General features: G+C 47.7%; 23 protein-coding genes. 8 read left to right on the forward strand and 15 right to left on the reverse strand.

Going from position 1 to position 24,695, the window contains the following annotated elements:
* Positions 1-50 precede the first annotated feature (50 nt).
* The 6 genes from AC8GE9_RS12675 to AC8GE9_RS12700 are packed head-to-tail and all read right to left on the reverse strand — an operon-like array spanning position 51 to position 6,791.
* Positions 51-1,490: an FAD-dependent oxidoreductase gene (locus AC8GE9_RS12675; protein ID WP_506677506.1), complete on the reverse strand. Its 1,440-nt coding sequence runs from the start codon at positions 1,488-1,490 to the stop codon at positions 51-53.
* Positions 1,491-1,498: 8 nt separating this feature from the next.
* Positions 1,499-2,971, reverse strand: a complete 1,473-nt coding sequence (locus tag AC8GE9_RS12680) for an aldehyde dehydrogenase (protein ID WP_506677507.1) — start codon at positions 2,969-2,971, stop codon at positions 1,499-1,501.
* A gap of 47 nt (positions 2,972-3,018) precedes the next feature.
* Positions 3,019-3,846, reverse strand: coding sequence for an N-acyl homoserine lactonase family protein (locus AC8GE9_RS12685; protein WP_506677508.1), 828 nt, complete (start codon positions 3,844-3,846; stop codon positions 3,019-3,021).
* 21 nt (positions 3,847-3,867) lie between these two features.
* Positions 3,868-5,178 carry a TRAP transporter large permease gene (locus AC8GE9_RS12690; RefSeq protein WP_506677509.1) on the reverse strand — a complete coding sequence of 437 codons (1,311 nt, stop codon included), beginning with the start codon at positions 5,176-5,178 and terminating at the stop codon, positions 3,868-3,870.
* 13 nt (positions 5,179-5,191) lie between these two features.
* On the reverse strand, positions 5,192-5,743 hold the full coding sequence (locus AC8GE9_RS12695; RefSeq protein WP_506677510.1) for a TRAP transporter small permease: 552 nt from the start codon (positions 5,741-5,743) through the stop codon (positions 5,192-5,194).
* A 7-nt stretch (positions 5,744-5,750) separates the two neighbouring features.
* Positions 5,751-6,791: a C4-dicarboxylate TRAP transporter substrate-binding protein gene (locus AC8GE9_RS12700; RefSeq protein WP_506677511.1), complete on the reverse strand. Its 1,041-nt coding sequence runs from the start codon at positions 6,789-6,791 to the stop codon at positions 5,751-5,753.
* A gap of 411 nt (positions 6,792-7,202) precedes the next feature.
* On the opposite strand from AC8GE9_RS12700, the gene AC8GE9_RS12705 reads away from it, so the two are divergent.
* Together AC8GE9_RS12705 and AC8GE9_RS12710 are read left to right on the forward strand one after the other, a co-directional pair.
* Positions 7,203-8,234, forward strand: a complete 1,032-nt coding sequence (locus tag AC8GE9_RS12705) for a zinc-dependent alcohol dehydrogenase family protein (protein WP_506677512.1) — start codon at positions 7,203-7,205, stop codon at positions 8,232-8,234.
* Between the two features lie 43 nt (positions 8,235-8,277).
* Entirely contained in the window at positions 8,278-9,444 is a 1,167-nt protein-coding gene (locus AC8GE9_RS12710) for an NADH:flavin oxidoreductase/NADH oxidase (RefSeq protein WP_506677513.1), read from the forward strand.
* Between the two features lie 12 nt (positions 9,445-9,456).
* Here AC8GE9_RS12710 and AC8GE9_RS12715 read toward each other — a convergent pair whose 3' ends face one another.
* The 3 genes from AC8GE9_RS12715 to AC8GE9_RS12725 all read right to left on the reverse strand — a co-directional run bounded on the left by AC8GE9_RS12715 (position 9,457) and on the right by AC8GE9_RS12725 (position 12,065).
* The gene (locus tag AC8GE9_RS12715; protein WP_506677514.1) at positions 9,457-10,332 is read right to left on the reverse strand and encodes a LysR family transcriptional regulator; all 876 of its coding nucleotides are present in this window, start codon (positions 10,330-10,332) and stop codon (positions 9,457-9,459) included.
* Between the two features lie 109 nt (positions 10,333-10,441).
* Entirely contained in the window at positions 10,442-11,518 is a 1,077-nt protein-coding gene (locus AC8GE9_RS12720; RefSeq protein WP_506677515.1) for a TauD/TfdA family dioxygenase, read from the reverse strand.
* Positions 11,519-11,585: 67 nt separating this feature from the next.
* On the reverse strand, positions 11,586-12,065 hold the full coding sequence (locus tag AC8GE9_RS12725) for an Lrp/AsnC family transcriptional regulator (RefSeq protein WP_506677516.1): 480 nt from the start codon (positions 12,063-12,065) through the stop codon (positions 11,586-11,588).
* A gap of 152 nt (positions 12,066-12,217) precedes the next feature.
* Between AC8GE9_RS12725 and glmS the strand changes: the two genes are divergently transcribed.
* Entirely contained in the window at positions 12,218-14,050 is a 1,833-nt protein-coding gene (glmS, locus tag AC8GE9_RS12730; protein WP_506677517.1) for a glutamine--fructose-6-phosphate transaminase (isomerizing), read from the forward strand.
* Positions 14,051-14,463: 413 nt separating this feature from the next.
* Here the strand turns inward: glmS and AC8GE9_RS12735 are convergent, their stop codons facing one another.
* The 3 genes from AC8GE9_RS12735 to AC8GE9_RS12745 all read right to left on the reverse strand — a co-directional run bounded on the left by AC8GE9_RS12735 (position 14,464) and on the right by AC8GE9_RS12745 (position 16,835).
* On the reverse strand, positions 14,464-14,649 hold the full coding sequence (locus tag AC8GE9_RS12735) for a hypothetical protein (RefSeq protein ID WP_506677518.1): 186 nt from the start codon (positions 14,647-14,649) through the stop codon (positions 14,464-14,466).
* Positions 14,650-14,968: 319 nt separating this feature from the next.
* Positions 14,969-15,838 (reverse strand): carboxymuconolactone decarboxylase family protein, encoded by an 870-nt coding sequence (locus AC8GE9_RS12740; protein WP_506677519.1) that lies wholly within the window; start codon positions 15,836-15,838, stop codon positions 14,969-14,971.
* A 13-nt stretch (positions 15,839-15,851) separates the two neighbouring features.
* Positions 15,852-16,835, reverse strand: coding sequence for a Bug family tripartite tricarboxylate transporter substrate binding protein (locus AC8GE9_RS12745; RefSeq protein ID WP_506677520.1), 984 nt, complete (start codon positions 16,833-16,835; stop codon positions 15,852-15,854).
* 416 nt (positions 16,836-17,251) lie between these two features.
* On the opposite strand from AC8GE9_RS12745, the gene AC8GE9_RS12750 reads away from it, so the two are divergent.
* Both AC8GE9_RS12750 and AC8GE9_RS12755 read left to right on the forward strand, forming a co-directional pair.
* Positions 17,252-17,701 carry a hypothetical protein gene (locus AC8GE9_RS12750; protein ID WP_506677521.1) on the forward strand — a complete coding sequence of 150 codons (450 nt, stop codon included), beginning with the start codon at positions 17,252-17,254 and terminating at the stop codon, positions 17,699-17,701.
* 137 nt (positions 17,702-17,838) lie between these two features.
* Complete coding sequence (locus AC8GE9_RS12755) at positions 17,839-18,771, forward strand: glycosyltransferase family 8 protein (RefSeq protein ID WP_506677522.1); 933 nt, start codon at positions 17,839-17,841, stop codon at positions 18,769-18,771.
* Positions 18,772-18,806: 35 nt separating this feature from the next.
* On the opposite strand, the gene AC8GE9_RS12760 is transcribed toward AC8GE9_RS12755, so the two are convergent.
* From AC8GE9_RS12760 to AC8GE9_RS12770, 3 genes are all read right to left on the reverse strand, one after another.
* On the reverse strand, positions 18,807-19,772 hold the full coding sequence (locus AC8GE9_RS12760) for a Bug family tripartite tricarboxylate transporter substrate binding protein (RefSeq protein WP_506677523.1): 966 nt from the start codon (positions 19,770-19,772) through the stop codon (positions 18,807-18,809).
* 83 nt (positions 19,773-19,855) lie between these two features.
* Positions 19,856-20,836 (reverse strand): tripartite tricarboxylate transporter substrate binding protein, encoded by a 981-nt coding sequence (locus AC8GE9_RS12765; RefSeq protein ID WP_506677524.1) that lies wholly within the window; start codon positions 20,834-20,836, stop codon positions 19,856-19,858.
* Between the two features lie 182 nt (positions 20,837-21,018).
* A complete protein-coding gene (locus AC8GE9_RS12770; RefSeq protein ID WP_506677525.1) occupies positions 21,019-21,954 on the reverse strand; it encodes a TrmB family transcriptional regulator in 936 nt (311 codons plus the stop codon).
* A gap of 160 nt (positions 21,955-22,114) precedes the next feature.
* Between AC8GE9_RS12770 and AC8GE9_RS12775 the strand changes: the two genes are divergently transcribed.
* The 3 genes from AC8GE9_RS12775 to AC8GE9_RS12785 all read left to right on the forward strand — a co-directional run bounded on the left by AC8GE9_RS12775 (position 22,115) and on the right by AC8GE9_RS12785 (position 24,694).
* The gene (locus AC8GE9_RS12775; protein ID WP_506677526.1) at positions 22,115-23,650 is read left to right on the forward strand and encodes an acyl-CoA carboxylase subunit beta; all 1,536 of its coding nucleotides are present in this window, start codon (positions 22,115-22,117) and stop codon (positions 23,648-23,650) included.
* A gap of 65 nt (positions 23,651-23,715) precedes the next feature.
* A complete protein-coding gene (locus tag AC8GE9_RS12780; RefSeq protein ID WP_506677527.1) occupies positions 23,716-23,937 on the forward strand; it encodes an acyl-CoA carboxylase biotin carboxyl carrier protein subunit in 222 nt (73 codons plus the stop codon).
* 40 nt (positions 23,938-23,977) lie between these two features.
* A complete protein-coding gene (locus tag AC8GE9_RS12785; RefSeq protein WP_506677528.1) occupies positions 23,978-24,694 on the forward strand; it encodes an acetate--CoA ligase family protein in 717 nt (238 codons plus the stop codon).
* Position 24,695 lies beyond the last annotated feature (1 nt).

A 24,695-nucleotide genomic window follows, 5' to 3' on the forward strand; every position in this document is an offset into this window, starting at 1 on the left:
TCTCCAAAATTCGCATTGTTTATGGGTCGTGAGCGGCTGTTAGCACAAGTCTATTTTTGAGCGGCGTGTTGTCCAGCTAAACGGCCAAATACTAAGCCCCTCATCACGGAAGTTGCGCCGGTGTATTTACCGTAGTACAGGCCCATCGTTTCTCCCGCCGCATAAAGACCTGCGATAGGCCGTCCGTCGGTGTCCAGTACTTGCGCGTTGGTGTTGCAGCGCAAGCCTCCGAAGGTAAAGCAATTGGCCGAGCTGATCGGCCAAGCACGGTAGGGCCCTTGATCGATAGGGAGTGCCCAGTTTGATTTTGGAGGTGTGAGACCCTCTGTGGCAAGTCCATCTAACTCGAGTGGTTTGAAGGTTCCTTTTTTAGTGGCCTTGTTGTATTGAGAGACGGTCTCAACCAGTTGTGCAGAGGGGATACCCAATTTTTCGGCAAGCTCTTCGATGGTGTCCGCGGTGATGGGTTTTTGATCGCTTCGTACGGTACGCTGCCAGTTCGGAACGAGATCAAGTTTCTGGTCACAAATAACGTAGGACACACCACCTGGTAATTCATTAATGAGTCTGGCGATATTTTCGTAGATTGCATCGACCGTGTTGGATGCCTCATCTATAAAACGTTTTCCAGCTGTGGTGACCAGGATGCCATAGGGGAAGACGAACACGATGGGCTCTGGCTGACCTGAGCGGGGGTCGATTGGCTCGGCATGATATTCGGAGAAATCACCACAAGGTGCGGCACCGATTCCGAGCGCCATCTTGATGCCTTCACCCTTGTTGTAATAGCCGCCACGAGCGATCGGGCGGATGTAGCGACTTTTCGCACCGTAATAAAGCGCTTGCATCTCTTGATTGCCCTCGAAGCCGCCGCAGGCAAGCATCACCTTGCCCATAAACTTAATGCTGCGGGTTTGATTGTTGGAGGCCAGCAGACCGCAAACAGTGCCATCGTCACTTTGGATCAGTTTGACCGCCGTCGTTTCATAAAAGAATTGGACGCCGAGATTTTCGCCCGCTTTGACGAGCGCTTCGACTAACGCCCATCCCCCGCCGACAGGCATGAGGCGGGTCGTAGACTGGGTAATTAAGTAAGTTGGCATATCCGAATAGGTGATGCCAAATTTCTTTAACCAGGTGAGAGCCTTACCCGCTTCGGAGGAGAGCGTTGAAATAATCTCAGGGTCGGTGAAGCCAAGTGCTCGAACAATCGCTGAGCGATTATCGTGACTGTTCCCAGCCTCTTGCACCAAACTTGGATCGAGATGAAAGCCGCTATTGGCCATGAAGTGGTCCTCAAGATCATCGGCCACTTCGGTTTCGTTCTTCATGCGCATCAGTGCTTCGGTCCAACGCGTATTCCCACCTCGGTCCTCAATCGTCGCGCGCTCTAGCACAGCGACTTTCAAACCATTCTCTGCTGCGGATACTGCTGTGGCGAGTCCTGCGATACCACAACCTACAACGACCAGATCAAATGTGTGTTCCATGTTTTGCCTCAAGTTTTGATGGCGAAGGGATCTCTCGCCATATTCGAATAGTCAATCATGATATTTTTAGGCGCCAGGAATTCGTCCAGTGCCCATTCGCTTCGCTCGCGACCAAAACCGCTATCTTTGAAACCACCGAAAGGTGCTTGAACCGCCACGGCTCGGTAGGTATTGACCCAGACACTCCCTGCGCGGATCGCTTTGGAGACGCGCATGGCACGATTGAGATCAGACGTCCAAATTCCAGCGGCGAGTCCATATTTTGTGTCGTTGCCGATTGAAATGGCGTCTTCTTCGGTATCAAAAGGAATCACTGACAGCACAGGCCCAAAAATTTCTTCTTGTGCCAACTCCATGGAGTTTTTAACGTCGCGAAAGATTGTGGGCTGAACAAAAAGACCTTTGCCTAAGCTAGGACCTGTTGCTCGGTGACCACCCGCGACGAGTGTGGCGCCCTCTTTGACGCCATTTTCAATACAGCGCATCACACGATTAAATTGAGGCTCGTTGGCAAGCGTGCCCATTTCCGTCTGTTGACTGAGGGGATCACCCAGAACAATATTGGCTGATTTTTCAATTAAGGTTTTAACGATTTTTTCGTATATGGACTTTTGCACTAAAAGACGTGAGCCGGCAATGCAGGTCTGGCCGGTCGCGGCAAAAATCCCTGCAAAGGCACCGACCACGGCTTTATCCAAGTCGGCATCTTCGAAAATAATATTGGGTGACTTCCCGCCTAGTTCGAGCGTGACGGGGATCAATAGCCGACCACATTGGGCTGCGATTTCGCGGCCGACGTTTGGGCTCCCTGTAAAGCTGACACGATCAACGCGACCAGAGCTGGTGAGTGCCTTTCCGACGCGCATATCACCTGTGACAATATTGATCACACCTTTTGGGAAGCCGGCTTTTTCAACGAACTTTGCAAACTCAAGCGTGGTGGCTGAGGCGTGCTCTGAGGGTTTGATCACGACGCAGTTGCCTGCCGCAATCGCAGGCGCAAGCTTGTTGGATAACAAGCCCATCGGAGAATTCCAAGCCGTGATCAGCACTGCGACACCCAAGGGTTCGCGCGTCGCGTAGTCAAGAATATCTGGTTGATCTAGCGGAATCACCTTGCCCCACAACTTGTCAGCGGATCCAGCAAAAAAACGATACTGGCGCGCTGCAAAGAGCATTTGGCTGCTCGTTTCGCGGATGACCTTGCCGTTATCTGTGCTTTCGAGCACCCCCATCCTGGCTGCATCAGCTTCTAGCAATTCAGCCAGTTTGTTGAGCAGTCTGGCGCGCTCAAGCCCTGAAGTTTTAGACCATACGCCATCAAAGGCGGCTCGAGCACAATCAATGGCTTGAGCAACTTGCGCGTCGCTGGCCTGCGGAATTTCAGCCCAGACTTCTTGCGTGTAAGGATTGATCGCGGGAAAATATTCTTGGTTGCTATCCTTGACCCATTCCCCGTTAATAAATAATTCGTATTTCATACCGTTATTCCTGTTCACTAAATAGTTTTGTTTGCGCCGCGTTGGCACTATCGCAAAGGTGGCAGATCCAAGCGCACGATTTCGTTTCCGAGCGAAGAGCTCGCGACGGGATACTTTTGAAGCACAAGCGGATCATGGCCAGGAATAACGTGGTCCGGACCATCGGCCAAAGCTTCACAGGTTTCCCAGGCTTTAATCGTGTCGTGCAAGTTAAAAAATACTGGGAACGGGTTTTTTTGCTGATAGTTCAAATAAAAATGTGAAGCGTCTGATGCGAGGACAACCCATCCCCGTTGCGTTCTGACGCGCACGATTTGCATGCCCGGCGTGTGACCGCCGACCGAATGAAGTGATACGCCGTCAGTAATGTTTTCTGCGCCGCCATGGTGGTACGTCACCGCGCCCGCATATAAACGCTTGATCACGGTGCAGACGTCATCTACCAAGAAAAAGTTATTGAGTGCTTTGATCGCCATATCCGGACCCGTCGCACTTTTCATCTCCTCGAGCTGGATGTGGATGCGCGCGTTGGGTAGTTTGTCGATATTGCCGGCATGATCCCAATGCATATGGGTAATGACCACATCGTCTACATCTTCGGGCTTGATATTGAGTGCGCTTAGGGACTCGATCGGACAGCGAATGAATTGATGTCCACGATCGTTACATTTCCAGTCGCGCGATCCCGTATCGATCAAAATGACATGATCATTATTTTTAATCACCCATACAAAAAAATCCATGGGCATTTTGGATTCATGGATGTCAGGATTCTCACAAAAATTGCAATTGTGATAACGCTTGCGGTGTTGGCTCGTTGCGTATCGCAACGCATAAATTTCAAAAACCGGTTTATCTTGCGAAGTGACATCCATGATTTGACCTGGTTGCGCGATTTAGTTGATCATTAAGTTTGGTAGAAGCGTGACCATACCCGGCGCGAGGAACAGGAGGCCGAGCACAATGAGCTCAAGAATAATAAATGGCGTAACGCCTCTGAATACTTGACTCGTGGTCACAAGCCCATCCGAGGAGGACTGCACGGCATACAAGTTTAGTCCGACGGGCGGCGTGATGACAGAGAGCTCGATCAGTTTGACCATAATGATTGCAAACCAAATTGGATCAAACCCCATGCCAACAACGATAGGATGTACGATGGGAACAGTCATCACCATCATGGAAATAGAGTCCATGACACACCCAAGCACAAGGTAGATAAGCACGATCACGGTCATGATGACCCATGGTGGAATGTCGTTTGTCTTAATCACTTCCAGTAACGCATCGACTGTACCAGTCACGAGCAAGAGACGAGAAAAAGCCAAGCCACCGATCACAATAAAGAACAAGATCGCAGTCGTAGCGGCAGTTTCTTTCATTGACTCTGTGAAGTCGATGAATTTGAATTTGCGCATCGCGAGGGCAATGATGAGTGCACTCAAGGCGCCGATCGCACCGGCGGAGGCTGGGGCGACTAAGCCCGCATATATTCCACCAACGATGATGATAAAAACTAAGGCAACCGGAAACAAGGTGGATAAGCTGCGAACTTTTTCATCAAACGTGAATGATCGTGTGACTGGAGGTGCCCAGTGTTTCTTGATCCTGATCATGATGAAAATACCAACTAAATATACAACTGCAGTCAGTATCCCCGGCAAAATTCCTGCAACCAAGATTTTTCCGATGGACTCGTTGGTGAGTAGACCATAGAGCACCATCGTGATCGAGGGTGGAATCATTGCAGAAAAGGTGCCTGCTCCTACAATGCAGCCTGCAGAGGTTGCTCGGTCGTAACCAAGCTTAATCATTTCCGGTAGCGCAATCTTTGTAAAGAGAGCGGCGCCAACAATGGTCGAGCCGTTGATGGCACCGAATGCTGCCGAGGCGATCACGACCGCCATGTAGAGGCCCCCACGCACTTGTGCCAACCAGATATCAGCAGACTTAAAAAGTGATGCGGCTAGCCCTGATTTACCAAAGATGATCCCCATGGCGACAAAGGTGGGAATCGCAGCGAAATTAAATGAACTTGCTGCGGCATACGGCAGCGTCATAAAATTTGTAAGCGCAAAATCCATGCCTGCACTCAGCGTGAGTCCTACGAATGAGGACGCGATCATTGCGATTGCGACAGGTACGCCAAGGCATAAAAGAAAAAGCATACCTGCCAGGCAGGTCAATGCTAGGATAAGTTGTTCCATGATTCTCTGCGCGTTAGTGTGCGATTTGTTTGGGTGCTGCCATGGTCAAGCGACCAAACAGGAACCAGGCGAATAGTTGTGTTAATGCCTCAAACAGCGCGATGCCAAAGCCAATAGTGACTGCAATCTTGCCGATCCATACTGGGACGCTGAGATATCCGGCTGATGTTTCAAAGGTTGCGACTGAACTTTTTGCGCTTTCGTAAGACTGAACAGTCAGCATGAAAAAGACAAGAATTGTGAGCACGATTGCAATTAATAGAAAAATCTTTTTAAGTCCTGCGCCGCACTGTTGCGTGAACATATCAATTTCGATATGCGCAAGTTTCCTCTGCGCATAGGGAATGGCCAAGATAATACACATGGCAAGAAATAGTTCAGTGATTTCAACGGCACCTGTGAGGGGACGAGAGAAAAAAGCACGTCCTAGGGTGTCGATTGAGTTCACAGCAATAATTGTTGCGACAGAGGCGCCCGATACAACCATGGCCAGCATGACCATGGTTGCCGAGACCCTGTCCAACATCCTGTAAAGCTGATTGGAAGTTGGATCGGTCTGTGTCATTGGGAATCTACTTTTTTGTTGCGGCGGCGGTTGCTTTCCGGACATCTGCTACGACGCTCTTGGCGTCATCGCACATGCCTTTTTTGCACATTGCGTCTTCCCATACTTGCAGCATGTCTGGGAACATCGTTTTGAGCTTGGCCTGATCTTCAAACTTGACAATAGTGACGCCGGCTTTTTTAGCAGCCTCAATACCCTGTTGTTCGAGTTTGTCGAAATTGTTGATCTCAAATTTAGTCGCGACGATTGCGGCGTCATTCATGATCTTCTTAACATTGTCAGGAAGCTTTTCGTAGCGTGATGTGTTCATGAAACTCGAGTACGCAGCGATTGCACCAAAGTCGATATCACTCCAGAACTTTGCGACCTCTGATAGCTTGAGGAAGCCAGCATTTTCGATTGGGTTGTAGCCGCAATCAAGACTTCCTTTCTGCAGGCCCTCATAAATCTGGCCCAGTGGAATATTCACTGGAACAGCACCAAGTTTTTCCATGATGTACGGAGGCCAGTCTCCAAACGTGCGAATACGTTTACCTTTCAAGTCTGCAAGTGTTCGGATGGGCGTCGTGCATTGCAGGCGATAGGGTGGTAGGCCATGTAACAGAATTGGCGTGAGCTCGTTCTTTTTTAACTCACGCTTAACGGCATCATTATTTTTAAATAAGTATTCTTGAACTTTCATGGCCGTCGGCGCGTCATCCCACACCATAGGGAGGCTATTCGAGAGGCCGATCATGGGCCATTCTGAAGGATGATAGGTGGGTACGATACTTGCGACATTTACCGCATTCTTTTTTGCAGCGCCAAATAACTCACCGAAACCAAACAAGGAACCAGACCAAAAGAATTGAAATTTGATCTTGCCACCTGATTTTTCTTCAATTTCCTTCGCGTAAAGCAACTCTGCTTGCGCCGAACCCCAAGCGGGTGGCGCAAAGTGTGCCCAACGCCATGTTTGGCTTGGGATGTCTTGAGCAAAGGCGAGCGGGGCTGCTGCCGCGAGTACCAAAGCTGAAAGCCCTTTGGCGAGTAAGTGTGATTTCATCATTTTGTCTGCTCCAAAATAAAAGGATCGAATAATTATTTTTATGAATTCTTTTGTATACGTTTGAATCCTATACGTTTAATTGAGATTTCGCACTTAAGTGTTTACCCTTAATCAATCAAAGAAAAATGAGATCTCACACTTGCTTCGTTATGTGGCGATGCGATGAGGAAGCTTCGTTCGCTACGAACACGAGTTCGGGCTGAAAGTGCGCGTACTTAAGCCCGGTGGACGATGTGCTTGATACGTTAAAAGATGGGCCCAGGTTGGGGAAGGTCGAGTTTCAATCGAAAAAAGTTAAGCAAAACACGTGAAATCCCCTATGTCTTGAAGGCATAGATGTAAAAGGAATAGAAACACATGAAACTTTTAGCGAAATAACATGAGTCTTTCAACGTATGCAGGAAAAAGATCATGCTGGGTGCTGTGTTTTCAGGTAACAAGACGGTAGAGTTGATTGATTTTCCGGATCCATCGCCCGGACCGAACGAGGTTGTTCTTGAGATGAAGGCTTCTGGCATATGCGGAAGCGACCTTAAGAACTATCGAGGAACTTTCACGGGCAAGTTGCCGCAAGGCCCGATTATCGCTGGCCATGAGCCTTGTGGGATTGTGATGGCCAAGGGGAGTGCCGTTCAGGCGCCTGTTGCACGGCTTGGAGCACGCGTCATGGTGCATCACTACAAAGGCTGCGGCTGCTGTTCAGACTGCATGACAGGTTGGACGCATATGTGTGCCGATAAAGAAGCGAGTTATGGACTCACGGCACATGGCGGGCACGCCCGCTATCTTAAAGTGCCTGCCGATACGCTCATAGAACTCCCTGAGGATCTGTCCTTCGAGGTGGGTGCCGCTATTTCCTGTGGGAGTGGAACTGCTTGGGGAGCATTAAAGAAGATAGGCTATGCAAACTGCGCAAGAATCATGGTTGTGGGTCAAGGTCCGGTTGGTCAGGCCGTCACGCAGTTCGTTGTTGCCATGGGCGGAGAAGTGATTGCCATTGATATCAATCAAGCCCGGCTTCTTGATGCCAAAAAATTAGGTGCTGCTATCACGATTCATTCAGGCGAAGTTGACGCGTGGGAAGCGGTGAGGGCGTTAACCCATGGCAAGGGCGTGCCATATGTCGTTGAGACATCAGGCTCAGATCAAGGCGGCTTGGATGCGCTGCGCTGCGCAGGTGCTTGGGGACAGGTCGCATTTGTTGGAATGGGCGGCAAGGTTTCCTTAAATGTGACGGATCACTTGATTAGGAAACAACTACGTGTTTACGGTTCCTGGACTTTCTCAAAATCATGGCAGGAAGAATGCGCAGCATTCGTTTCAAAGCATCAGGTCGACGTTGAGAAGTTATTTTCAAATCGCTGGGAGCTCGGCCAAGTAGACGAAGCTTACCGTTTGTTTGATCAACAGGCCACAGGAAAGTCGGTCATTGTATTTCCTTGAGTGCTAAATAATCTCAATCCGATTGATCTGTCAGGAAAATGAAATGTCAGCGCAGAAGCCAATGTTATTTACACCCCTTAAGATTCGTGACGTGACGATACGTAACAGAATCGTGATTTCGCCGATGGCGATGTATTGTGCCAAAAATGGATTACTCAACGATTTTCATGCGCACCATTACGCTAAATTCGCGATGGGTGGTGCAGGTATTGTTTTCATCGAGCAAGCGTCCGTCATCCGTGACGGAAGAATTACGAATGGCTGTCTGGGGATTTGGTCTGACGAACATGCTCAGGCGATGCGGTCTTTAGTCTCCTTCATCAAGTCACAAGGTTCAACGCCTGCACTGCAGATTGCGCATGGAGGACGTAAGTCAAGTACACAGCGGGCCTGGGAGGGCAACGGACCCTTGACACAGCAGAACATCGACAATGGAGATGAAACGTGGACACCCGTTGGTCCGTCAAGTACGCCATTCGCCGAGGGTTGGTCCACGCCTCGCGCACTTGGGGTCGAGGACATTCAAGTTTTGGTCATGGCGTTTAGGGATGCGGCTAAACGTGCCGTGGATGTAGGTGTTGAGATTATCGAAATTCACATGGCGCACGGGTATCTTTTGCAAAGCTTTCTCTCTCCCCTCGCAAATAAACGTAATGACCAATATGGTGGCAGTCTGGAGAACCGGATGCGCTTTCCTTTGGAAGTGGCACGCGCTGTGCGAGATGCCATTCCGGAAGGGACTCCCCTCTTTGTCCGAATTTCAGCGGTTGATTGGATAGAAGGGGGATGGGAAATCGAGGACAGCGTTAAGCTTTCCCGTCACCTAAAGGAAATTGGTATCGATGTGATTGATTGCTCATCGGGAGGTAACCTTGTTGCTGGTGCGACGAATTCAAACCTCAAGCGTGAGCCAGGCTATCAGGCCGAATTTGCTCGTCGTATCAAAGCAGAGGTCGATATCCGAACTGAAGCAGTCGGGCTGATTAGGACCCCTGAACTGGCAGAGGAGTTATTGCAAAAGAATTTCGCAGATTTAATCGCAATCGGACGCCAGGCACTTTTTAATCCGTTCTGGCCTCATCAAGCTGCTGAACAGATGGGTGTGAATGAGGGCTTTGCAGAGTGGCCGCACCAGTACACATGGTGGCTGAGCAAGTGGAAATCTGGTTTAGCCGCTAACGGAGAGTCATTGAACAACTGGAGTGCGTGACATCTGGCAATATCATTCAGTCAAGCATGACTGCAGATGCTTTATAAATGAAGTGGCGGCAGGAGAGAGAGCAATCGTTTTAGGCGTTAACAAGTAGATGTGGGTGTTGATCGGATCTTTTAGCTCGACAGAACAAATATTTCTCCACTGCTCCGGGTCATAGGCCTGACGATTGACGATCGATACACCTCGGCCTGCATTGATGATGGCGCAAATAACGTCGCCTCGATCAACCTCAAGATACCTTTTGAACGTGATGTTATGTTCTTGAAGTTTGCGATCAATGTACTCGCCGATGGGCATATTCCGATTGGTAAATATAAACTCTTGTTCAATTAAGTCTTCGAATTTGATGGTTCTATTGTGTCGAAGGCTATTTTTTTTATGACATAAAAAAACGAAGTCACTTTTAGCAATGGCTGTGCATTCAAGTCTGTGCGAAATAATCGGCCAAACTGAAAATCCAAACTCAAAGGTTCCTGATTCGATATCTGATTCGAGGTCTTTGAGCATGGACGACTCAAACGAGATCATCACGTCTCTGTTAAAGGAAGCGATCACCTTTGGCAAAAACGAGCTACATAACGCCGGAGCTGCGCAAAACTTTAACCGGTCAATGTGTTGGACTTGCAAAGACTTGATGGCGGAGTCAAGACGATTTTTTTTCTCGAAGATGTCATCACAATATCGATTTAAAACAAACGCATTTTGTGTGGGCACGAGGTGAGAGGATTTGCGATCAAACAGCTTGAGCGCAATAGTACGTTCTAGCTGCGAAATGACACGACTGACGACAGGTTGGCTGACACATAAATGACTTGAAGCTCTATTGATAGAGCCATACAACATGACCGCTCTGAAGTATTCGAGTTGTTTCAGGCTAGCCATGGCGCATGATTAATAGGTAAATGAAGGTTAATTTTGAGTGATGGTTTGTAAATAGGGTTTGTGAATAGTTTATTCATTGAAAGGGGCATGAAAAAATTCTTTGAGTCGCTTAGCCCGGTACGTGCATCCCGCAATCCCTGGCCTGACGCGCCTCAAACTGAGTGCAGCGCTCATCATGTTTAAAGCCGCGTATCCCACCCCTGACCGTACCTGACTCACAGCTCCGGTACAAATCTCGCCAACACTCAGGCAGCTGCTCACTATCTGGTGGTGCAATCCAAAGGCGGTACAACAATCGTTTGAGAGCCGGATCATCGTGATCCGTAAACTCGGTCCGTGAATGTAAGGTGACGTGGCTATTAATAATTTGTACATCACCGGGCTCAAGCCACATTTCAAATGCAACATCGGGGCGACGCATCACCTGATCAAACTGCTCAAGTGCAGCATATTGCTCGGGCGACAGTTGAGGTGCACCTTCAATTTTTTGAGCACTCCGCACGCGGTTCCAGTTCCAGCGACCAAACCATCTGCCGTGACATTCTGAAAAAACGGGTTGCATCACATACGGACCTTCGTCTGGCGCTTGTTCGCCCTGCCGACTAAATGGAATCGGCTCGTACAACCATTTCACCTGCTCTGGGTATTCGCGCACCATGACATCATGCCCGGCCATCGAACTGCTAATGATGGTTTTCCCACCAGAGACGGCTTTATTAAAACAACTTAGAAAAATCGTATCGGAAGAGTCAGTATGGAAATCAAGATCTGCACTAGAGGAATAGCCTCTACCAGTCCCCGTGCGGTACGAAGTGCCTGCATCGCGGACCGCGGAAATATATTGCGTATCCTTACCCTGAGGCCTTGGTACACCTGAGTGCAGACCTAAGCCCCAAGTCAGGATTTCAAACTGATGCGCCGTCAGTGCATCTCTTGGTAAGCCTTTGATCAAGGCAATTCCGCGCCCCTTCTTTACTTCTTTGAGTGCATCCGCAAGAATCTCGCATGTACGACTCCACGCAAAATCAGTTCGGTGGTAGTCAAACAAGCTCTTGTTTGGATCGGCGACGGAAATAACTGTTTTGATCATTTCCTCGCGGGCCTGAGCGTCTACGTGGAAAATCCAGCTCTGATCGTTTTGCAGATCAGCAGTGCGCCAATTTGAAGGATCTTGAAGGGACAGCATTGTGAGGACCTATCTTGTTAAATTAAATGATCAATTCTAAACCAGTCATCAGTCAGGTGCTTGAATGTCATCGGAGATGATCAAGCGCAATGTGTGTGTTGAATTTACTGCGGTGCACGGAAAAAAATGTGCGTACATTGCGTACGTTTGCCGCGGCAGTCAATGCACGCTGTACCAGCGCATGATAGGCCGGCATGTCGACAACGTGGGCGATTAATACAAAGTCGGGACCGGTCGAGACGCGATAGCATTGCAAAATGGCGGGTTCGCGCGATACGGTTTCTTCGAATGTCTGTAGATTTTCAGCAGACTGAATATCAAGGGTGACCTCGATGATCGCGGTCAGTGTGCTGCCAAGCTTGGAGGGATCTAGGATAGCGACTTGCTTGGCAATAATGCCAAGCGCTGTGAGTCGACGGACGCGCCGCAAACAGGTAGGGGGGGAGGCGTGTACCCGCAATGCCAGTGCCTGATTGGTCAGGCTGGCATCTTGTTGCAATTGATTGAGGATGCGTCGATCAAGGTCGTCCAAGGTGTCTAGCGTCATGACCGAATAGATAAGTCCTAAGCAATGGATGAGTTTATGAAATTATATTTCATTAATTATATGAACACTATATTTATTTCATAAATAAAATAAAAATGAAATAATATTTCAAGCCAAGTTGGGCAAAATAGGTGATTCTCAGGAGAAAGTCTATGTGCGGCATCGTTGGCGCCGTCGCTTCACGCGACATTACCCCAATTTTGGTTGAAGGCCTCAAGCGGCTTGAGTACCGTGGCTATGACTCCTGTGGCGTTGCCGTTTATGACAACGGAGGCTTGCGACGAGCACGCAGCACCGAGCGCGTTGCTGAGTTGGCCGCCGATATCGAGCGTAACCATATCGCTGGTTTTACAGGCATTGCACACACTCGCTGGGCCACGCACGGCGCACCCGTTACACGTAACGCCCACCCACATTTCTCTGGGCTCGGAAAAGAGGAGGCGAGTATCGCCTTGGTGCACAACGGCATCATTGAAAACCATGAAGAGCTGCGCGCTGAGTTGCAAGTGGTTGGTTATGTTTTTGAAAGTCAGACGGATACAGAAGTCATCGCGCATCTTGTCCGTCATCTTTACGCGGGTGATTTGCTTGAGGCCGTGCAGCAGACGGTTCGTCGTTTGCATGGTGCCTATGCGATTGCTGTGTTTTGTCGCGATGAGCCACACCGTATCGTAGCGGCTCGGCAAGGATCGCCTCTTGTGATCGGGCGTGGAAAAGGTGAAAACTTTTTAGCTTCGGATGCCTTGGCATTAGCAGGAACGACAGATCAGATTATTTATCTCGAGGATGGTGACGTTGCAGATCTGCAATTGGGTAATGTCTGGATCATGGATCAGGATGGAAAGCCTGTCGTGAGACAGATCAATACCGTACACGTGCATACGGGTGCCGCGGAGCTCGGCCCCTATCGCCACTATATGCAAAAAGAAATATTCGAGCAGCCTCGCGCTGTAGCGGATACCTTGGAGGATGTCGAATCCATTACGCCTGAACTGTTTGGCGATCAGGCCTATAAAGCATTTAAAGATATCGATCGCGTGTTGATCCTCGCATGTGGCACGAGTTATTACGCGGGCTCTACCGCTAAATACTGGATCGAATCCGTGGCAAAAATTCCCGTCTCAGTCGAGATCGCGAGTGAGTATCGCTACAGAGATAGCGTACCCAATCCCAAGACCTTGGTTGTCACGATTTCACAGTCCGGCGAAACAGCTGACACGCTCGCGGCATTGAAGCATGCGCGTGGTCTTGGGATGGAACAGACGTTGACGATATGTAATGTCTCAACGAGCGCAATGGTCAGAGAGTGCAAGCTCGCCTACATCACGCGCGCGGGTGTCGAGATCGGAGTAGCGTCGACCAAGGCCTTTACGACACAGCTGACGGCTTTGTTTATGTTGACGCTGGCACTTGCACAAGTGCATGGGCAGTTAACTGAGGAGCAAGAAGCGCGGCATGTCAAAGCCTTGCGTCACTTACCTGTTGCGATAGGCGCAGTACTCGCGCTCGAGCCGCAAATCATGGCGTGGGCCGATCGTTTCGCGACCAAAGAAAATGCCTTGTTTTTAGGGCGCGGCATGCACTATCCGATTGCGCTAGAGGGTGCGTTAAAGCTCAAAGAGATTAGCTATATCCATGCGGAAGCCTATCCTGCCGGAGAGCTCAAGCATGGTCCCTTGGCGCTTGTCACGGATCAAATGCCTGTTGTGACCATCGCGCCAAATGATGCATTACTAGAAAAGCTCAAGTCCAATATTCAAGAGGTCCGCGCGCGAGGCGGCGAGCTGTATGTGTTTGCTGATACCGATACCAGGCTCGTGAGCAGCGAGGGCTTGTATGTCATCCGGATGCCCGAGCACTACGGCTTGTTGTCACCAATTTTGCATACGGTACCGTTGCAGTTGTTGGCGTATCACACGGCATGCGCGAGAGGAACGGATGTGGATAAGCCTCGGAATCTGGCGAAGAGTGTGACGGTGGAGTAATCCCGTTAGGGGGTAGTCGAGACGGCTTTCTAGTCCGTTTCAGCTTGGTGGTTAGGACTAAGGGGTTGATGATCGGCTCCTATTCAGCCTACCAAACAGAGCTGTCTGATCGAATCATCCGACTAAGGGACATAGAGGGACTTACCTACCGAGCCATAGCCGATTTATTGATTGAGGAGGGGTATAGGTCACCCCGAGGGTTCGATCTCGGTCCAGAGAGCGTTTTCTCAATCTATAAGAAGCGAAAAAAAAGGGATACCAGATTGAACGGTATCCCTAAGGTGGAAATTGAAGATATAGAAGTCATAAGGTTCCAAAAAACGGTCTAGGAACAAAGATACTCACGAATTTCAACCGAGTACGATCACTACCCTTACAAGGCTGAAGGTATGACAACAACCGTTTGTTTTGAGTTAGGGTTCAGGGAAATAATGAACGACTGTTGATTGGACTTCTTGATTAGATCTAGGAGTTTGTCTTTGGTGATAGACATTCCCGATTTCTGTGCTTCCTTGACCAGTTGATTTGACATCTTTATCTTCCTTTTTCTTTTTGGGTTTCTTGGCTTCTTCAACAAGCCATTCTTTGAAACTAAGCATTTCTTTCTCCTTAAAACAGTTCAGATCGAGCCTTCTTGAAATTTTCAGAGTTGTTCCAATGTTCGTTAAGAAAACGCTTAAGACAGTAGCGGATTACTTCAGAACGGTTAAGCCTAATCTGAACGTTCAAAGAGATTTGAATAATGCTTAATTTCGGCTGAGATCCGAGGGATGGCTGGATCATCACATCGCCAAACACATCAATGTTTTTCTGGGCTCTTATATAAACACGTAACGTTAGCCTTGAGTTGTTACGGGGAGTTGGGTACGATGGATTAGTATATTAAAAAACTAATGTGAATATGTTGGGGGTGCGGCGTCAACAACTGGCATCAGAATCAAACCCATCTAGAATCTCAATACCTTCTGCAGCCATTGCATCAAAAGTTTCCTGCGCAACTCCAAAACCATTGAGTGCACTATAAACGCCACCATACACGTACGCCTGCAATAGAACCTCACCTATTTGCCGTTTGGTAAGCCCTATTTCAACCGCGCTGCGCACATGTCTTGATACTGCGCCTGACTGACCAAGTACTGAGGCAATGCCCAGAGACAAGATGCTTCGCAACGGCTGGCCGAGTAACTCACGACCCCAGATCTGAGCGAAACAATATTCATGGGTGACATCGAAGAACATTCTGATGAACGGATCTTCTCGGGTCCGCTCTTCAGTTCGATTGACCATTTCTGTTCCGAGGACATTGCGGCGGATTTGTAAGCCCATCTCTCTAAGCGCGTTAGAATTCCTGATCTCTGGAATTTCAGTTGATCTATCAACGGTGGAGCCTGGAACATAATCAGGACATTCGATCGCAAATACAGTTATAGCTGCATCCATAGCATCTAGCGATGCTGGAAGACCTGCGTAGCATTGAGTATGAAATAAAATTTCTTCAATTTCTGCAGGCGTCCATCCAAGATTTAATGCAACTCTTACATAGCTTTTGACGCTATTTTGACTGCCTTTGGCGGCCACCATTGCCAGCGCTAATGCAGAACGAGTGCGTTGGGTCAGGCCCGGACGCTTCCAGATCAATCCCCAACAGAATTCGCTTTCACCAGCACGGCAAAGGTCTGTTTGTTCTGACGGGGTGCTTTGTCCTATTAATGTATCTTTTAGCTTGTTGCCGATATTTCGGCGTTCAAGCAATAACGCACGCGCCTCTTGGTCTCTCATGAGATTCATGTCACACCTATCCTTAATCTGCAGATAAATTCAAACGTTTAATCTCTGGCAACCAGCGTTCACGTTCTGATTGAATGAAGCGAGCAAAATCATCTGGGGAACCAGTAAGCGCCTCACTGCCATTTTGCAACAAGCGTTGTTTAAAATCATCAGATGTAATGACTTGGTTGACTGCAGCATTCATGTTTTGCACGACACTTTCAGGTGTGTTGACAGGTGCCATCAGACCGAACCACGAGCTTGCTTGCAGCGGGTACCCTTGCTCGGATAAAGTGGGGATATTACTGAGGCTTGCGTTTCGTTTATCGCTTGCAATCCCAAGTGCCTTGAGTTGACCGGACTGAATATTGGGTATTGCAGTTGAGAGCGTGTCAAACACCAGAACAATATCACCTGCGATCAGCCCTGCGATTGCTGGAGCAATTCCCTTATAAGGAACGTGTAGTACTTCGATCCCCAACTGACTGGATAGATATGCGCCGGCAAGGTGAGGGATAGTTCCGCTTCCAGGCGAACCCATTGGAAGGCTTTGCTTGCTTTGCTTGGCAGCTTCAATGAGTCCTTTGATATCGTTTGCAGATACCTTTGGATTTGTTACCAGCACGAGTGGTGATCGGGTCATGCCCGCGACAGGGATGAAATCTTTTTCAGGATTGTATGAAAGTTTTTTGTACAAGCCTATATTGATCACCAAAGAAGCTGGTGAGCCCACCATGTATACACTACCATCGGTGGGTGCACGAGCCACGTATTGTGCGGCGACGATACCTGCGGCACCCGGCTTATTGTCGACGACATATCTCTTGCCGGTTACCTTTGTGAGCCCTTCAGCTAGTACTCGTGTTACTTGATCGGTCGGACCCCCCGCCGAAAACGGAACGACTAGAGTGATCTGTTCTTGCGCTTGCGCTGCCCCCATTAAAAATCCGATTGCAGTTAGAGTTTTTATTAATATTCTAATCATTTTTACCTCCAAATTAAAAACACCAAGAGACATGCACTCCCCTCGATATATGCAAACAAATAATTTGCACCTATCTATGGGTTTCACTTTCTACAGCATTAAGGAGACCTGACAGAGTTCAGCTAAACTGAAATTGACAGACACTTTCCTCACAAAAAATCCAGCACAATATGCAGTTTGAGAACGGCGAGTTCAAAAATGAAGTGCAACATTAACGTTGAGGTAATGTGTTGAGATGAAAACCAATTGCAAACATCTTAAAGATTCACTATAACGATACAAACTCAAAAGGGTATCGAGAAACTGTGCATTATTATCATTTATGTATTTTATACAGGATGTCTCATAAATAACAGTAACACCTGCGGGAGTTCACCACTAGACTCACTAATAATAGGTGGCCAACACCGTACTTGGCAGTCCAACTTTACGCAACACAAAAGGCTCAAATGGTTGATGTCATTTATTTGCTTGTAGTGATCTTGATCATTGCATTAGTGATTTTAGGCGCTCGCAACTTACCAGTGAGGACATACAGTTTATTGATGTTGTTTTGTATGCTGTTGTCTGTGGCGACAGTGATTCTATATAACGAACTATATTTAGAATCATCATCAAAGACGCCCCTTCATTCGGCATTGTTGAGTGTGGGGCAGTACGGAGCGTTGACGCTTTCAGCTAAGGTTTGGTTTTCAATCAATTACGATCGTTTCACCGCACTCACCAAGATCGTTGTTAACTGTGTAGTGTATGGTGCATTTCTGGTCTTGGTGCTGACGAGTTATTGGATACAGCAGCAAACTCCGCTTTTAATGGTGTTGCTATACCCTTTGGGGAGTATTTCGTTAGCTTTGTTAGCCGAATCCATCGAAGAGAAATTGCGCCATCGCACAGAGTAATTAAATAACGAATTTTTAGCGGCAAAGCCATTGCGTATATCTGCGCAGATCAATGCAAACCTCCATGAATACTTTAAAATCGATTTGACTAACGCTGTTGTTAAAAATTAACGATGTAATTACCTTTGGGATGCTTCATGAGTGTGACAGTTGCATACTGTTTTGACAGAGGCTATGCGGGCTATGCGGCGATATCTACATATTCACTTTTTGCGAATGGAAATAAAAATACTCAAGTGTATTGGGTCGTACCTGAAGAAGACCAAGATGCTGCTACAAAGGCTAGATATTATTTTCCCGACAACCTTAAAACTAATATAACAATCATTCCAGCAGAAATTAGTAAATTTGTTCACTGGAAAGAGTCATATCACTTTACGCGTGGTATGTATCTGCGATTGATGCTACCTCTACTGCTGACTGAAGATAAAGTCATCTATATAGACGCAGATACAATCGTACAAAATAACCTCACTGAGCTCTATCAAATTGAGCTTGGTGAGTGTCTAATTGGTGGTGTACTTGATCCCGCAGGCAAAGAGGAAAGCCGTATTCCAAGAAATGCTGGAGATCCATATATCAACTCTGGTGTGATGTTGATGGATCTCAAAAAGCTGCGACTAGATGATTCTTTTCAAAAGTCCGTCCATATTTATGAGCGATTTCATAACGAAGCTACTTGGCCAGACCAATGCGTAATCAATAAATATGCAGAGGGTAAAAAATTCATCATTAATGAAAAATGGAATAGGCAGATTTTTGCTAATAGTTTGACCGATAGTCAATTTCAGAAAATTTCAAATAAAAATAACTCTTCAATTTTGCACTTTATTGGACCGATCAAACCATGGCAGAAGTGGTGCAATCCCTGTATAGCAAACTTTTGGTTAACGTATGTTTCACGCTTGAATATCAAGGACGTTCAAATCTTTGATATCGGAACAATTGAACAAGCCCTCATTTATACACAAGCGCTTGATTTGAATAGAAAATTTGAGGAGTCTTCTTTTATCAAGGGCAACGTTATTCGGGATTTAATCAATATTATTGAGTCACAGAACATTCGGTAATCGACCCTGAACATAGCGGTTGATTAAGCGCGAAATTACTGCACTTTGGAGGCGAGTCCTTTCCACTTTTCAATACCTTCGCTGATCGATCTTTGAGCATCTTCGGGCGAGCCCCCGACGGGTGTTGCCCCCTCATCTGTTAATCGTTTACGCACATCGGGTGAGTTCAAGATATGGTTGATTTCAGCGTTGAGTTTCTTGATGATGTCAGGTGGGGTTCCCTTCGGGGCCACTACACCGAACCAGCCGAGCCCTTGGTAGCCGGGTAAGCCAGACTCGGAGACGGTGGGTACGTCTGGCAACATCGACATACGTTCAGTGCCTGTGACGGCAATAGCTTTGAGAGCACCGGTCTTGATCGATGAAAGGACTAAAGGCTGTGGTGCGAAATTGAGTTGAGTGTGTCCGGCGATCAAGTCATTAATTGCTGGCCCACTGCCTTTATAAGGAACGTGAGTCATCTCGATGCCTGACATTGAGCTAAAAAGCTCAGCAAATAGGTGATTGGAGGTTCCCTTGCCAGACGATCCATAATTAAGCACCCCCGGATTTGCTTTCCCGTAGGCAATTAATTCCTTGACGTTATTTGCCTTTAAAGATGCTGTCGCCGTTAAGATTGTGGGCGGAGTCGCCACTAAAATCACAGGATCTAGGTCGTTGACCGGATCGTACGGCAGGTCTTTGTAAAGACTCTTGGCAACGATAATATTTCCAAAAGCGGCTAACGCCAAAGTGTGTCCATCTGGCTTTGCCTTGGCGACCATGTTTACGCCGATCGTTCCGCCAGCTCCGGGTCGGTTCTCAACCACGACTCTCGCGCCCCATGCTTCACCAAGTTTTTGGGCAATCAGACGACCCAAAATATCCGTGTTGCCACCGGGTGTGTAGGGAATGATCAGCTGGATTGGTTTGTTGGGATACTTTTCAGCTGCAACAAGCACAGAAGTAAAGCAACCTATTACTAGAGTCAATAACGCTCTCGTGAGTAGATTATTCATCATCGCTGTCATCCTTCGTAAAATCACTGAGTGATCATTTGACGTTTAGCTATTCGATCTCAAGGCTGGTATGAGATTGCTGTCAGCTAGTTTTTCTTGAGCTGCAGTTTGTTCAAAACTTCTTCGATGGTTGCAGTTTCTTTTTCGAGCATGGCCATGGTCTCTGTTGCCGTCATGAAGCGAGGCGCCCATTGGTTTTGTTCCAGGAAATTGTTCCATTCTTTTGTTTGGGCAACCTGTCTGAATGCAGATTCCCAAAACTTAATTTGTTGGGGAGTGATATCTTTGGGCGCCATCACGCCTTGCGGAGATGATGTGATCGTGTCTACGCCTAATTCTTTCCAAGTTGGAATATTGCTTAATACTCCTTTAAGACGTTCTGGTGATCCAATCGCTAATACGCGGACTTTTCCACTTTGAAGAGCAGGAATGATAGTTGGCGTAGTGGCACCGACCACATCAACGTTGCCACCAATTAGGTTTGTTATTGACTCAGAGGAAGATTTGAAAGGTACGAATGTCAGTTTTGATATGTCAACGCCAGCCAACATCAAAGCCTTTGCGGTACCAACATGCACATCATTGCCTAAGCTTGCAGCAATCGCGATGTTGAGACTATCTGGATTTTTCTTAAGGTGCTCAATCAGATCATTTGCAGTTTTGAATGGTGAGTCGCTTCTAACCAAGATGCCAACATATCCGTCGAGGAGCATCGCGACAGGAGTGTAGCTTTTGTAATTTGTTTTGATCATACCGAGATAGCTATTGTTAATGATCGCTGTCGGTAAGGTCATCAGATAGTTGGGGTCACCGACGTTTTGATTGAGTACATTCAAAGCAAGTTGGGCGCCAGCACCAGGACGATTGAGCACAACGAAATTTTTAACTAGATTTTCCTTTGTTAGAAGCTCTTGGAGTTTTCTGGCCACAATATCAAGAGAGCCTCCAGCGCCTGCGGGCACGATGAACTGCGTGTTCTGCCCTGGCTGATGTCGTTCTGCACGCGCGGTTTGTAGACCTACGGTCGAAAACGCTAAGGCTATACAGAGAAGAATGAACTTATGCATTGTTTGTCTCCAGCACTGAAATGTCAGTACGCGATATATTTTTTTGTAGTTATCTGGTCATAAAACTCAGGTTTTGCCGCGATGTTCAGATCACGCATGTAGAGTCAATTTATAGTAGTACTTTAAGCTGCTACTAGTCAATCAGCAAAAAAGTGGAGTTAGAGAGAAGCACGTATCGCAGCCTAAGTTGATGGACGCGTGCGAGTTCGGGACGGTTTTGTTTTGGAGATATTTTTTCCCAGATTTGCCGTGAGTAAGACCATTTGCTCGGGGGAAAATAGTTCTTTTCTGAGTTCAACCAAACCTTTTCCAAAGCGTAATTCAATATCTTTTCCGAGAAATGCCATGATTTCGGCCATGTAGACATCATGGCGAATGAGTGTTTCCGCCATACGCACTACCGCAGGGTTCGTGGTGTAAGCGCCGGTTAAGGAGGCATCCAAGCTCGCGGTCAAGGCAATTTTGTAGTCAATAGCCAAGGTAAAGAGGTTGTCAGCCCCGCCAACACGTTGACCATTTCCCTCATGCAGATAAATTTTGCTGTTTTTCCCGAAATGCAAAAATTTGACATCGTCACCAAAAACTACAAAAACGAGCTTGACCCCGCGCGAGGCGGCTTTCTTCATGCGTGGCGCATGTTTGCGCAACACATCTGTCGAAGCTTTAATCCAGATATGACTATTCGCTTTGTCGATCAATTCGTCAATTTTTGCGGTAATTCTCTCCTCTCCGTCGATGCCCCAGACAACATCGGAGCTTTCCTGCGGTTGCATTTCATTGAACGTTTGTTGCAGACGATCACAGACACCGCTGACATTGGAAGAAATCCTTTCAAGAAGGATGCGAGGTTCGATCGGGACATAACGAACCGGATTTTCGCTAATAGGTTGAACGGCCTGTTTTTTAACAAGGTTCTCAAGAGCGGCATAGGTATTCGCACGTTGTAGACCTGCGATCTTGCTAATTTCATATGCAGTAGCCGGACTTTTGCTAAGAACGCCCATGTATGTGCAGGCTTCGTATTCAGAAAATCCGAGGCTTTGAAGGTCTTGTATCGGACCAGGTGCATCAATATTTTTTCTGCTGTATACGGTTTTTTTAACGGCGTTTTTAGACATTAGAAATTTCCATTAAGTTCAAGGCGGAAAATGGGGGTAGGCACAAGCGTGACCGCACCTTGAGAGCAGACTGGTGGATTACACGATCATAAATCAATATTGACGGTAGTAGCTCCGACTACTACAATAAATCATCCACAGATCATAAGCAGACCATACTATGAGCCAAGATTCAAACAACTCTGAACTCCAGCAGCGTCGCACCAAGGCACTCGCCATGGGTGGCGAAGAGAGACTCGCTAAACGACGATCGCAAAATATCCTAAACGCTCGCGAAAGGTTGGACTGTCTTCTAGATAAGGATAGTTTTCATGAGGCCGGTTTGCTGGCTGCGTCTTACCGGCCAGCGGCGCGTGACAAAACTCCCGCAGACGGAAAAATAACGGGCTTTGGAAAAATCGCTGGACGTCCGGTTGCGGTCGTCTCCAATGACTTTACGGTACTTGGAGCTTCTAGTAGTGTCGTGAACGGAAAAAAAATTAAGCATGTCAGGGCGGTTGCTAATGACTCCGGGATGCCACTCATTTTGCTTGGGGAGTCCGCCGGTGCGCGCATGCCGGATCGGATGGGCGCCGAAGGTCGTGCGATTCTTGGGCAAGATCCATTGGAATTTCTTCGTGATCGACGAACACCATGGGTCTCTGCGCTTCTAGGTAGTTGTTATGGATCTTCCACATGGTATTCGTGCTTGTCTGATTTTGTTGTGATGAGAAAAGGTGCGACGATGGCTGTCGCAAGCGGACGGGTCACAGAGCTTGCAATTAAACAGAGCGTGGATCCGGAGGAGCTGGGAGGCTGGAAGTTGCATACGGCCACAACAGGTTTTGTGGACGTTGCGGTTGATACTGATGAGGAAGCACTTGAAACAGTCAAACAATTCCTGAGCTATTTGCCTAGCCACAATGGTGAGCCACCGCCATTGGCTCCTGTGCCTGAGGGCTCAGACGATGCGATGCATGACATTCACGAAATAGTGCCCCAGTCGAGATCAAAAACCTATGATAGTCGCGAGGTCATTCGCCGTGTTCTCGATAAGGAGACAATGTTCGAGCTTAAACCTCGTTTTGGAAAGTCGTTAGTGACAACGCTTGGACGAATTGATGGAAAAACGGTGGGAGTGATTGCGAATAATCCAAAATTCAAAGGAGGCTCCATTGATGTGGACGCATGCGCGAAAGCAACCAGCTTTTTGGTCTTTTGTGACTCATTTAATATACCGTTAGTTTTTCTGGTGGATCAACCGGGATTTTTGATCGGGATCGATGGTGAAAGACGTGGCGCTCCGGGACGTATTATCAATTGGATGAATGCATTAGCCCAAGTGACTGTTCCAAAAATTACGATTACGCTCAGAAAAAATTACGGTCAAGCATATTTAAATATGGGTGGTGGACGTAACAGCAATGATGCCGCTGCATGGCCTGAAGCAGACTTCGGTTTCATGGACGCAGGCACTGCGGTTAACGTACTGCACGGAGTGCGCTATGAAGATGATCCAGCGCGTTTTCTTCAGCTTGTTGAAAACGTATCTCAAGACAATGCACCTTGGGCTCTCGCCGCTTTGTATGAAATTCAGAGCATAATTGAACCGCGCGAAACGCGAGACTATCTCAAGGCGGTTCTGGCCATTCATTCGAGAGGGCCGTCCAGAGGAGTGGGGCAGCATCGCCTGCACAACTGGCCGACAAGTTATTAAGAAAGGTCATTAGAGATACTCACTAGCAAGTCTAATGGAAATCAAATTTAACAAGGAAAAATTAAATGGCCATCATTGCGATTAAAAGTGACATCACTGGAACGGTTTGGAAGGTGCTGGTCAAACCAGGCGAATCTGTAGAAGAAGATGCCGAACTGATCATCTTGGAATCTATGAAGATGGAAATTCCTGTCACTGCCACTGAAACTGCCGTCGTGCACGAAATCTGCGTCACTGAAGGTCAGTCAATATCGGAAGGCGATATCGTTGTGACGCTCGAAGTGTGAGCAATTTTTTCGTAAGCGAGATCATTGACTTGGGTCGGACATGGACAAAGCTACAAACGCGCGTCAATTAATAGAAAGGGCCAAGCAGATTGGTCGGTGCGCACTTGACGAGCCAACTTCAAAGCGTATTTTGGGTGGGTATGGAATACGTGCTCCGCGCTCAGCGGTGATACAAGCGAACGACGATATCAGTGAGGTCTTAACGCGTTTTTCTGGACCAGTTGTCCTCAAGCTTATCTCTCCCGAGGTATTACACAAATCGGATTTTTCTGCAGTTGTCCTAGGTTTGCGCGACGCAGAAGCGGTCAAGGCATCCATTGACGATATATCCCAAAGATGCCGAGATCACGGCTATACCATCGATGGATTTTTACTCGAGGAGATGGTTAGCAAAGGCCATGAGATCGTGATTGGCGGATACCGAGACGAAACATTTGGTCCCGTGATGATGTTTGGTTTGGGCGGCATATTCGTTGAGGTTTTACAGGATGTCACGTTCAGAATTTGTCCGATTACTGAAGCGGATGCGCGCGAGATGATTCAAGATCTTCGAGGTGCGGCCTTGCTCAAGGGCGCAAGAGGTGGCATTTCAGTGCCCGACGAAGTCATTGTCGATGCTTTATTGGCAGTGGGTGGAGAACAAGGATTATTTTATGAACTGACAGACTTGATCCAAGAGTTGGACATTAATCCGTTGTTAGCTAACGAGCAAGGGGTCATCGCCCTGGATGCCCGTATTGTTTTGTCAGAGAGTTAGA

This window comes from Zwartia lucis (assembly GCF_965234455.1).
Taxonomy (GTDB): domain Bacteria; phylum Pseudomonadota; class Gammaproteobacteria; order Burkholderiales; family Burkholderiaceae_B; genus Zwartia; species Zwartia lucis.

What these genes read in the sequence shown, in the direction of transcription:
- AC8GE9_RS12675 (WP_506677506.1), bottom strand. Translation starts at nt 1,490, where the DNA reads ATGGAACACACATTTGATCTGGTCGTTGTAGGTTGTGGTATCGCAGGA.
- AC8GE9_RS12680 (WP_506677507.1), bottom strand. Translation starts at nt 2,971, where the DNA reads ATGAAATACGAATTATTTATTAACGGGGAATGGGTCAAGGATAGCAAC.
- AC8GE9_RS12685 (WP_506677508.1), bottom strand. Translation starts at nt 3,846, where the DNA reads ATGGATGTCACTTCGCAAGATAAACCGGTTTTTGAAATTTATGCGTTG.
- AC8GE9_RS12690 (WP_506677509.1), bottom strand. Translation starts at nt 5,178, where the DNA reads ATGGAACAACTTATCCTAGCATTGACCTGCCTGGCAGGTATGCTTTTT.
- AC8GE9_RS12695 (WP_506677510.1), bottom strand. Translation starts at nt 5,743, where the DNA reads ATGACACAGACCGATCCAACTTCCAATCAGCTTTACAGGATGTTGGAC.
- AC8GE9_RS12700 (WP_506677511.1), bottom strand. Translation starts at nt 6,791, where the DNA reads ATGATGAAATCACACTTACTCGCCAAAGGGCTTTCAGCTTTGGTACTC.
- AC8GE9_RS12705 (WP_506677512.1), top strand. Translation starts at nt 7,203, where the DNA reads ATGCTGGGTGCTGTGTTTTCAGGTAACAAGACGGTAGAGTTGATTGAT.
- AC8GE9_RS12710 (WP_506677513.1), top strand. Translation starts at nt 8,278, where the DNA reads ATGTCAGCGCAGAAGCCAATGTTATTTACACCCCTTAAGATTCGTGAC.
- AC8GE9_RS12715 (WP_506677514.1), bottom strand. Translation starts at nt 10,332, where the DNA reads ATGGCTAGCCTGAAACAACTCGAATACTTCAGAGCGGTCATGTTGTAT.
- AC8GE9_RS12720 (WP_506677515.1), bottom strand. Translation starts at nt 11,518, where the DNA reads ATGCTGTCCCTTCAAGATCCTTCAAATTGGCGCACTGCTGATCTGCAA.
- AC8GE9_RS12725 (WP_506677516.1), bottom strand. Translation starts at nt 12,065, where the DNA reads ATGACGCTAGACACCTTGGACGACCTTGATCGACGCATCCTCAATCAA.
- glmS (WP_506677517.1), top strand. Translation starts at nt 12,218, where the DNA reads ATGTGCGGCATCGTTGGCGCCGTCGCTTCACGCGACATTACCCCAATT.
- AC8GE9_RS12735 (WP_506677518.1), bottom strand. Translation starts at nt 14,649, where the DNA reads ATGCTTAGTTTCAAAGAATGGCTTGTTGAAGAAGCCAAGAAACCCAAA.
- AC8GE9_RS12740 (WP_506677519.1), bottom strand. Translation starts at nt 15,838, where the DNA reads ATGAATCTCATGAGAGACCAAGAGGCGCGTGCGTTATTGCTTGAACGC.
- AC8GE9_RS12745 (WP_506677520.1), bottom strand. Translation starts at nt 16,835, where the DNA reads ATGTCTCTTGGTGTTTTTAATTTGGAGGTAAAAATGATTAGAATATTA.
- AC8GE9_RS12750 (WP_506677521.1), top strand. Translation starts at nt 17,252, where the DNA reads ATGGTTGATGTCATTTATTTGCTTGTAGTGATCTTGATCATTGCATTA.
- AC8GE9_RS12755 (WP_506677522.1), top strand. Translation starts at nt 17,839, where the DNA reads ATGAGTGTGACAGTTGCATACTGTTTTGACAGAGGCTATGCGGGCTAT.
- AC8GE9_RS12760 (WP_506677523.1), bottom strand. Translation starts at nt 19,772, where the DNA reads ATGATGAATAATCTACTCACGAGAGCGTTATTGACTCTAGTAATAGGT.
- AC8GE9_RS12765 (WP_506677524.1), bottom strand. Translation starts at nt 20,836, where the DNA reads ATGCATAAGTTCATTCTTCTCTGTATAGCCTTAGCGTTTTCGACCGTA.
- AC8GE9_RS12770 (WP_506677525.1), bottom strand. Translation starts at nt 21,954, where the DNA reads ATGTCTAAAAACGCCGTTAAAAAAACCGTATACAGCAGAAAAAATATT.
- AC8GE9_RS12775 (WP_506677526.1), top strand. Translation starts at nt 22,115, where the DNA reads ATGAGCCAAGATTCAAACAACTCTGAACTCCAGCAGCGTCGCACCAAG.
- AC8GE9_RS12780 (WP_506677527.1), top strand. Translation starts at nt 23,716, where the DNA reads ATGGCCATCATTGCGATTAAAAGTGACATCACTGGAACGGTTTGGAAG.
- AC8GE9_RS12785 (WP_506677528.1), top strand. Translation starts at nt 23,978, where the DNA reads ATGGACAAAGCTACAAACGCGCGTCAATTAATAGAAAGGGCCAAGCAG.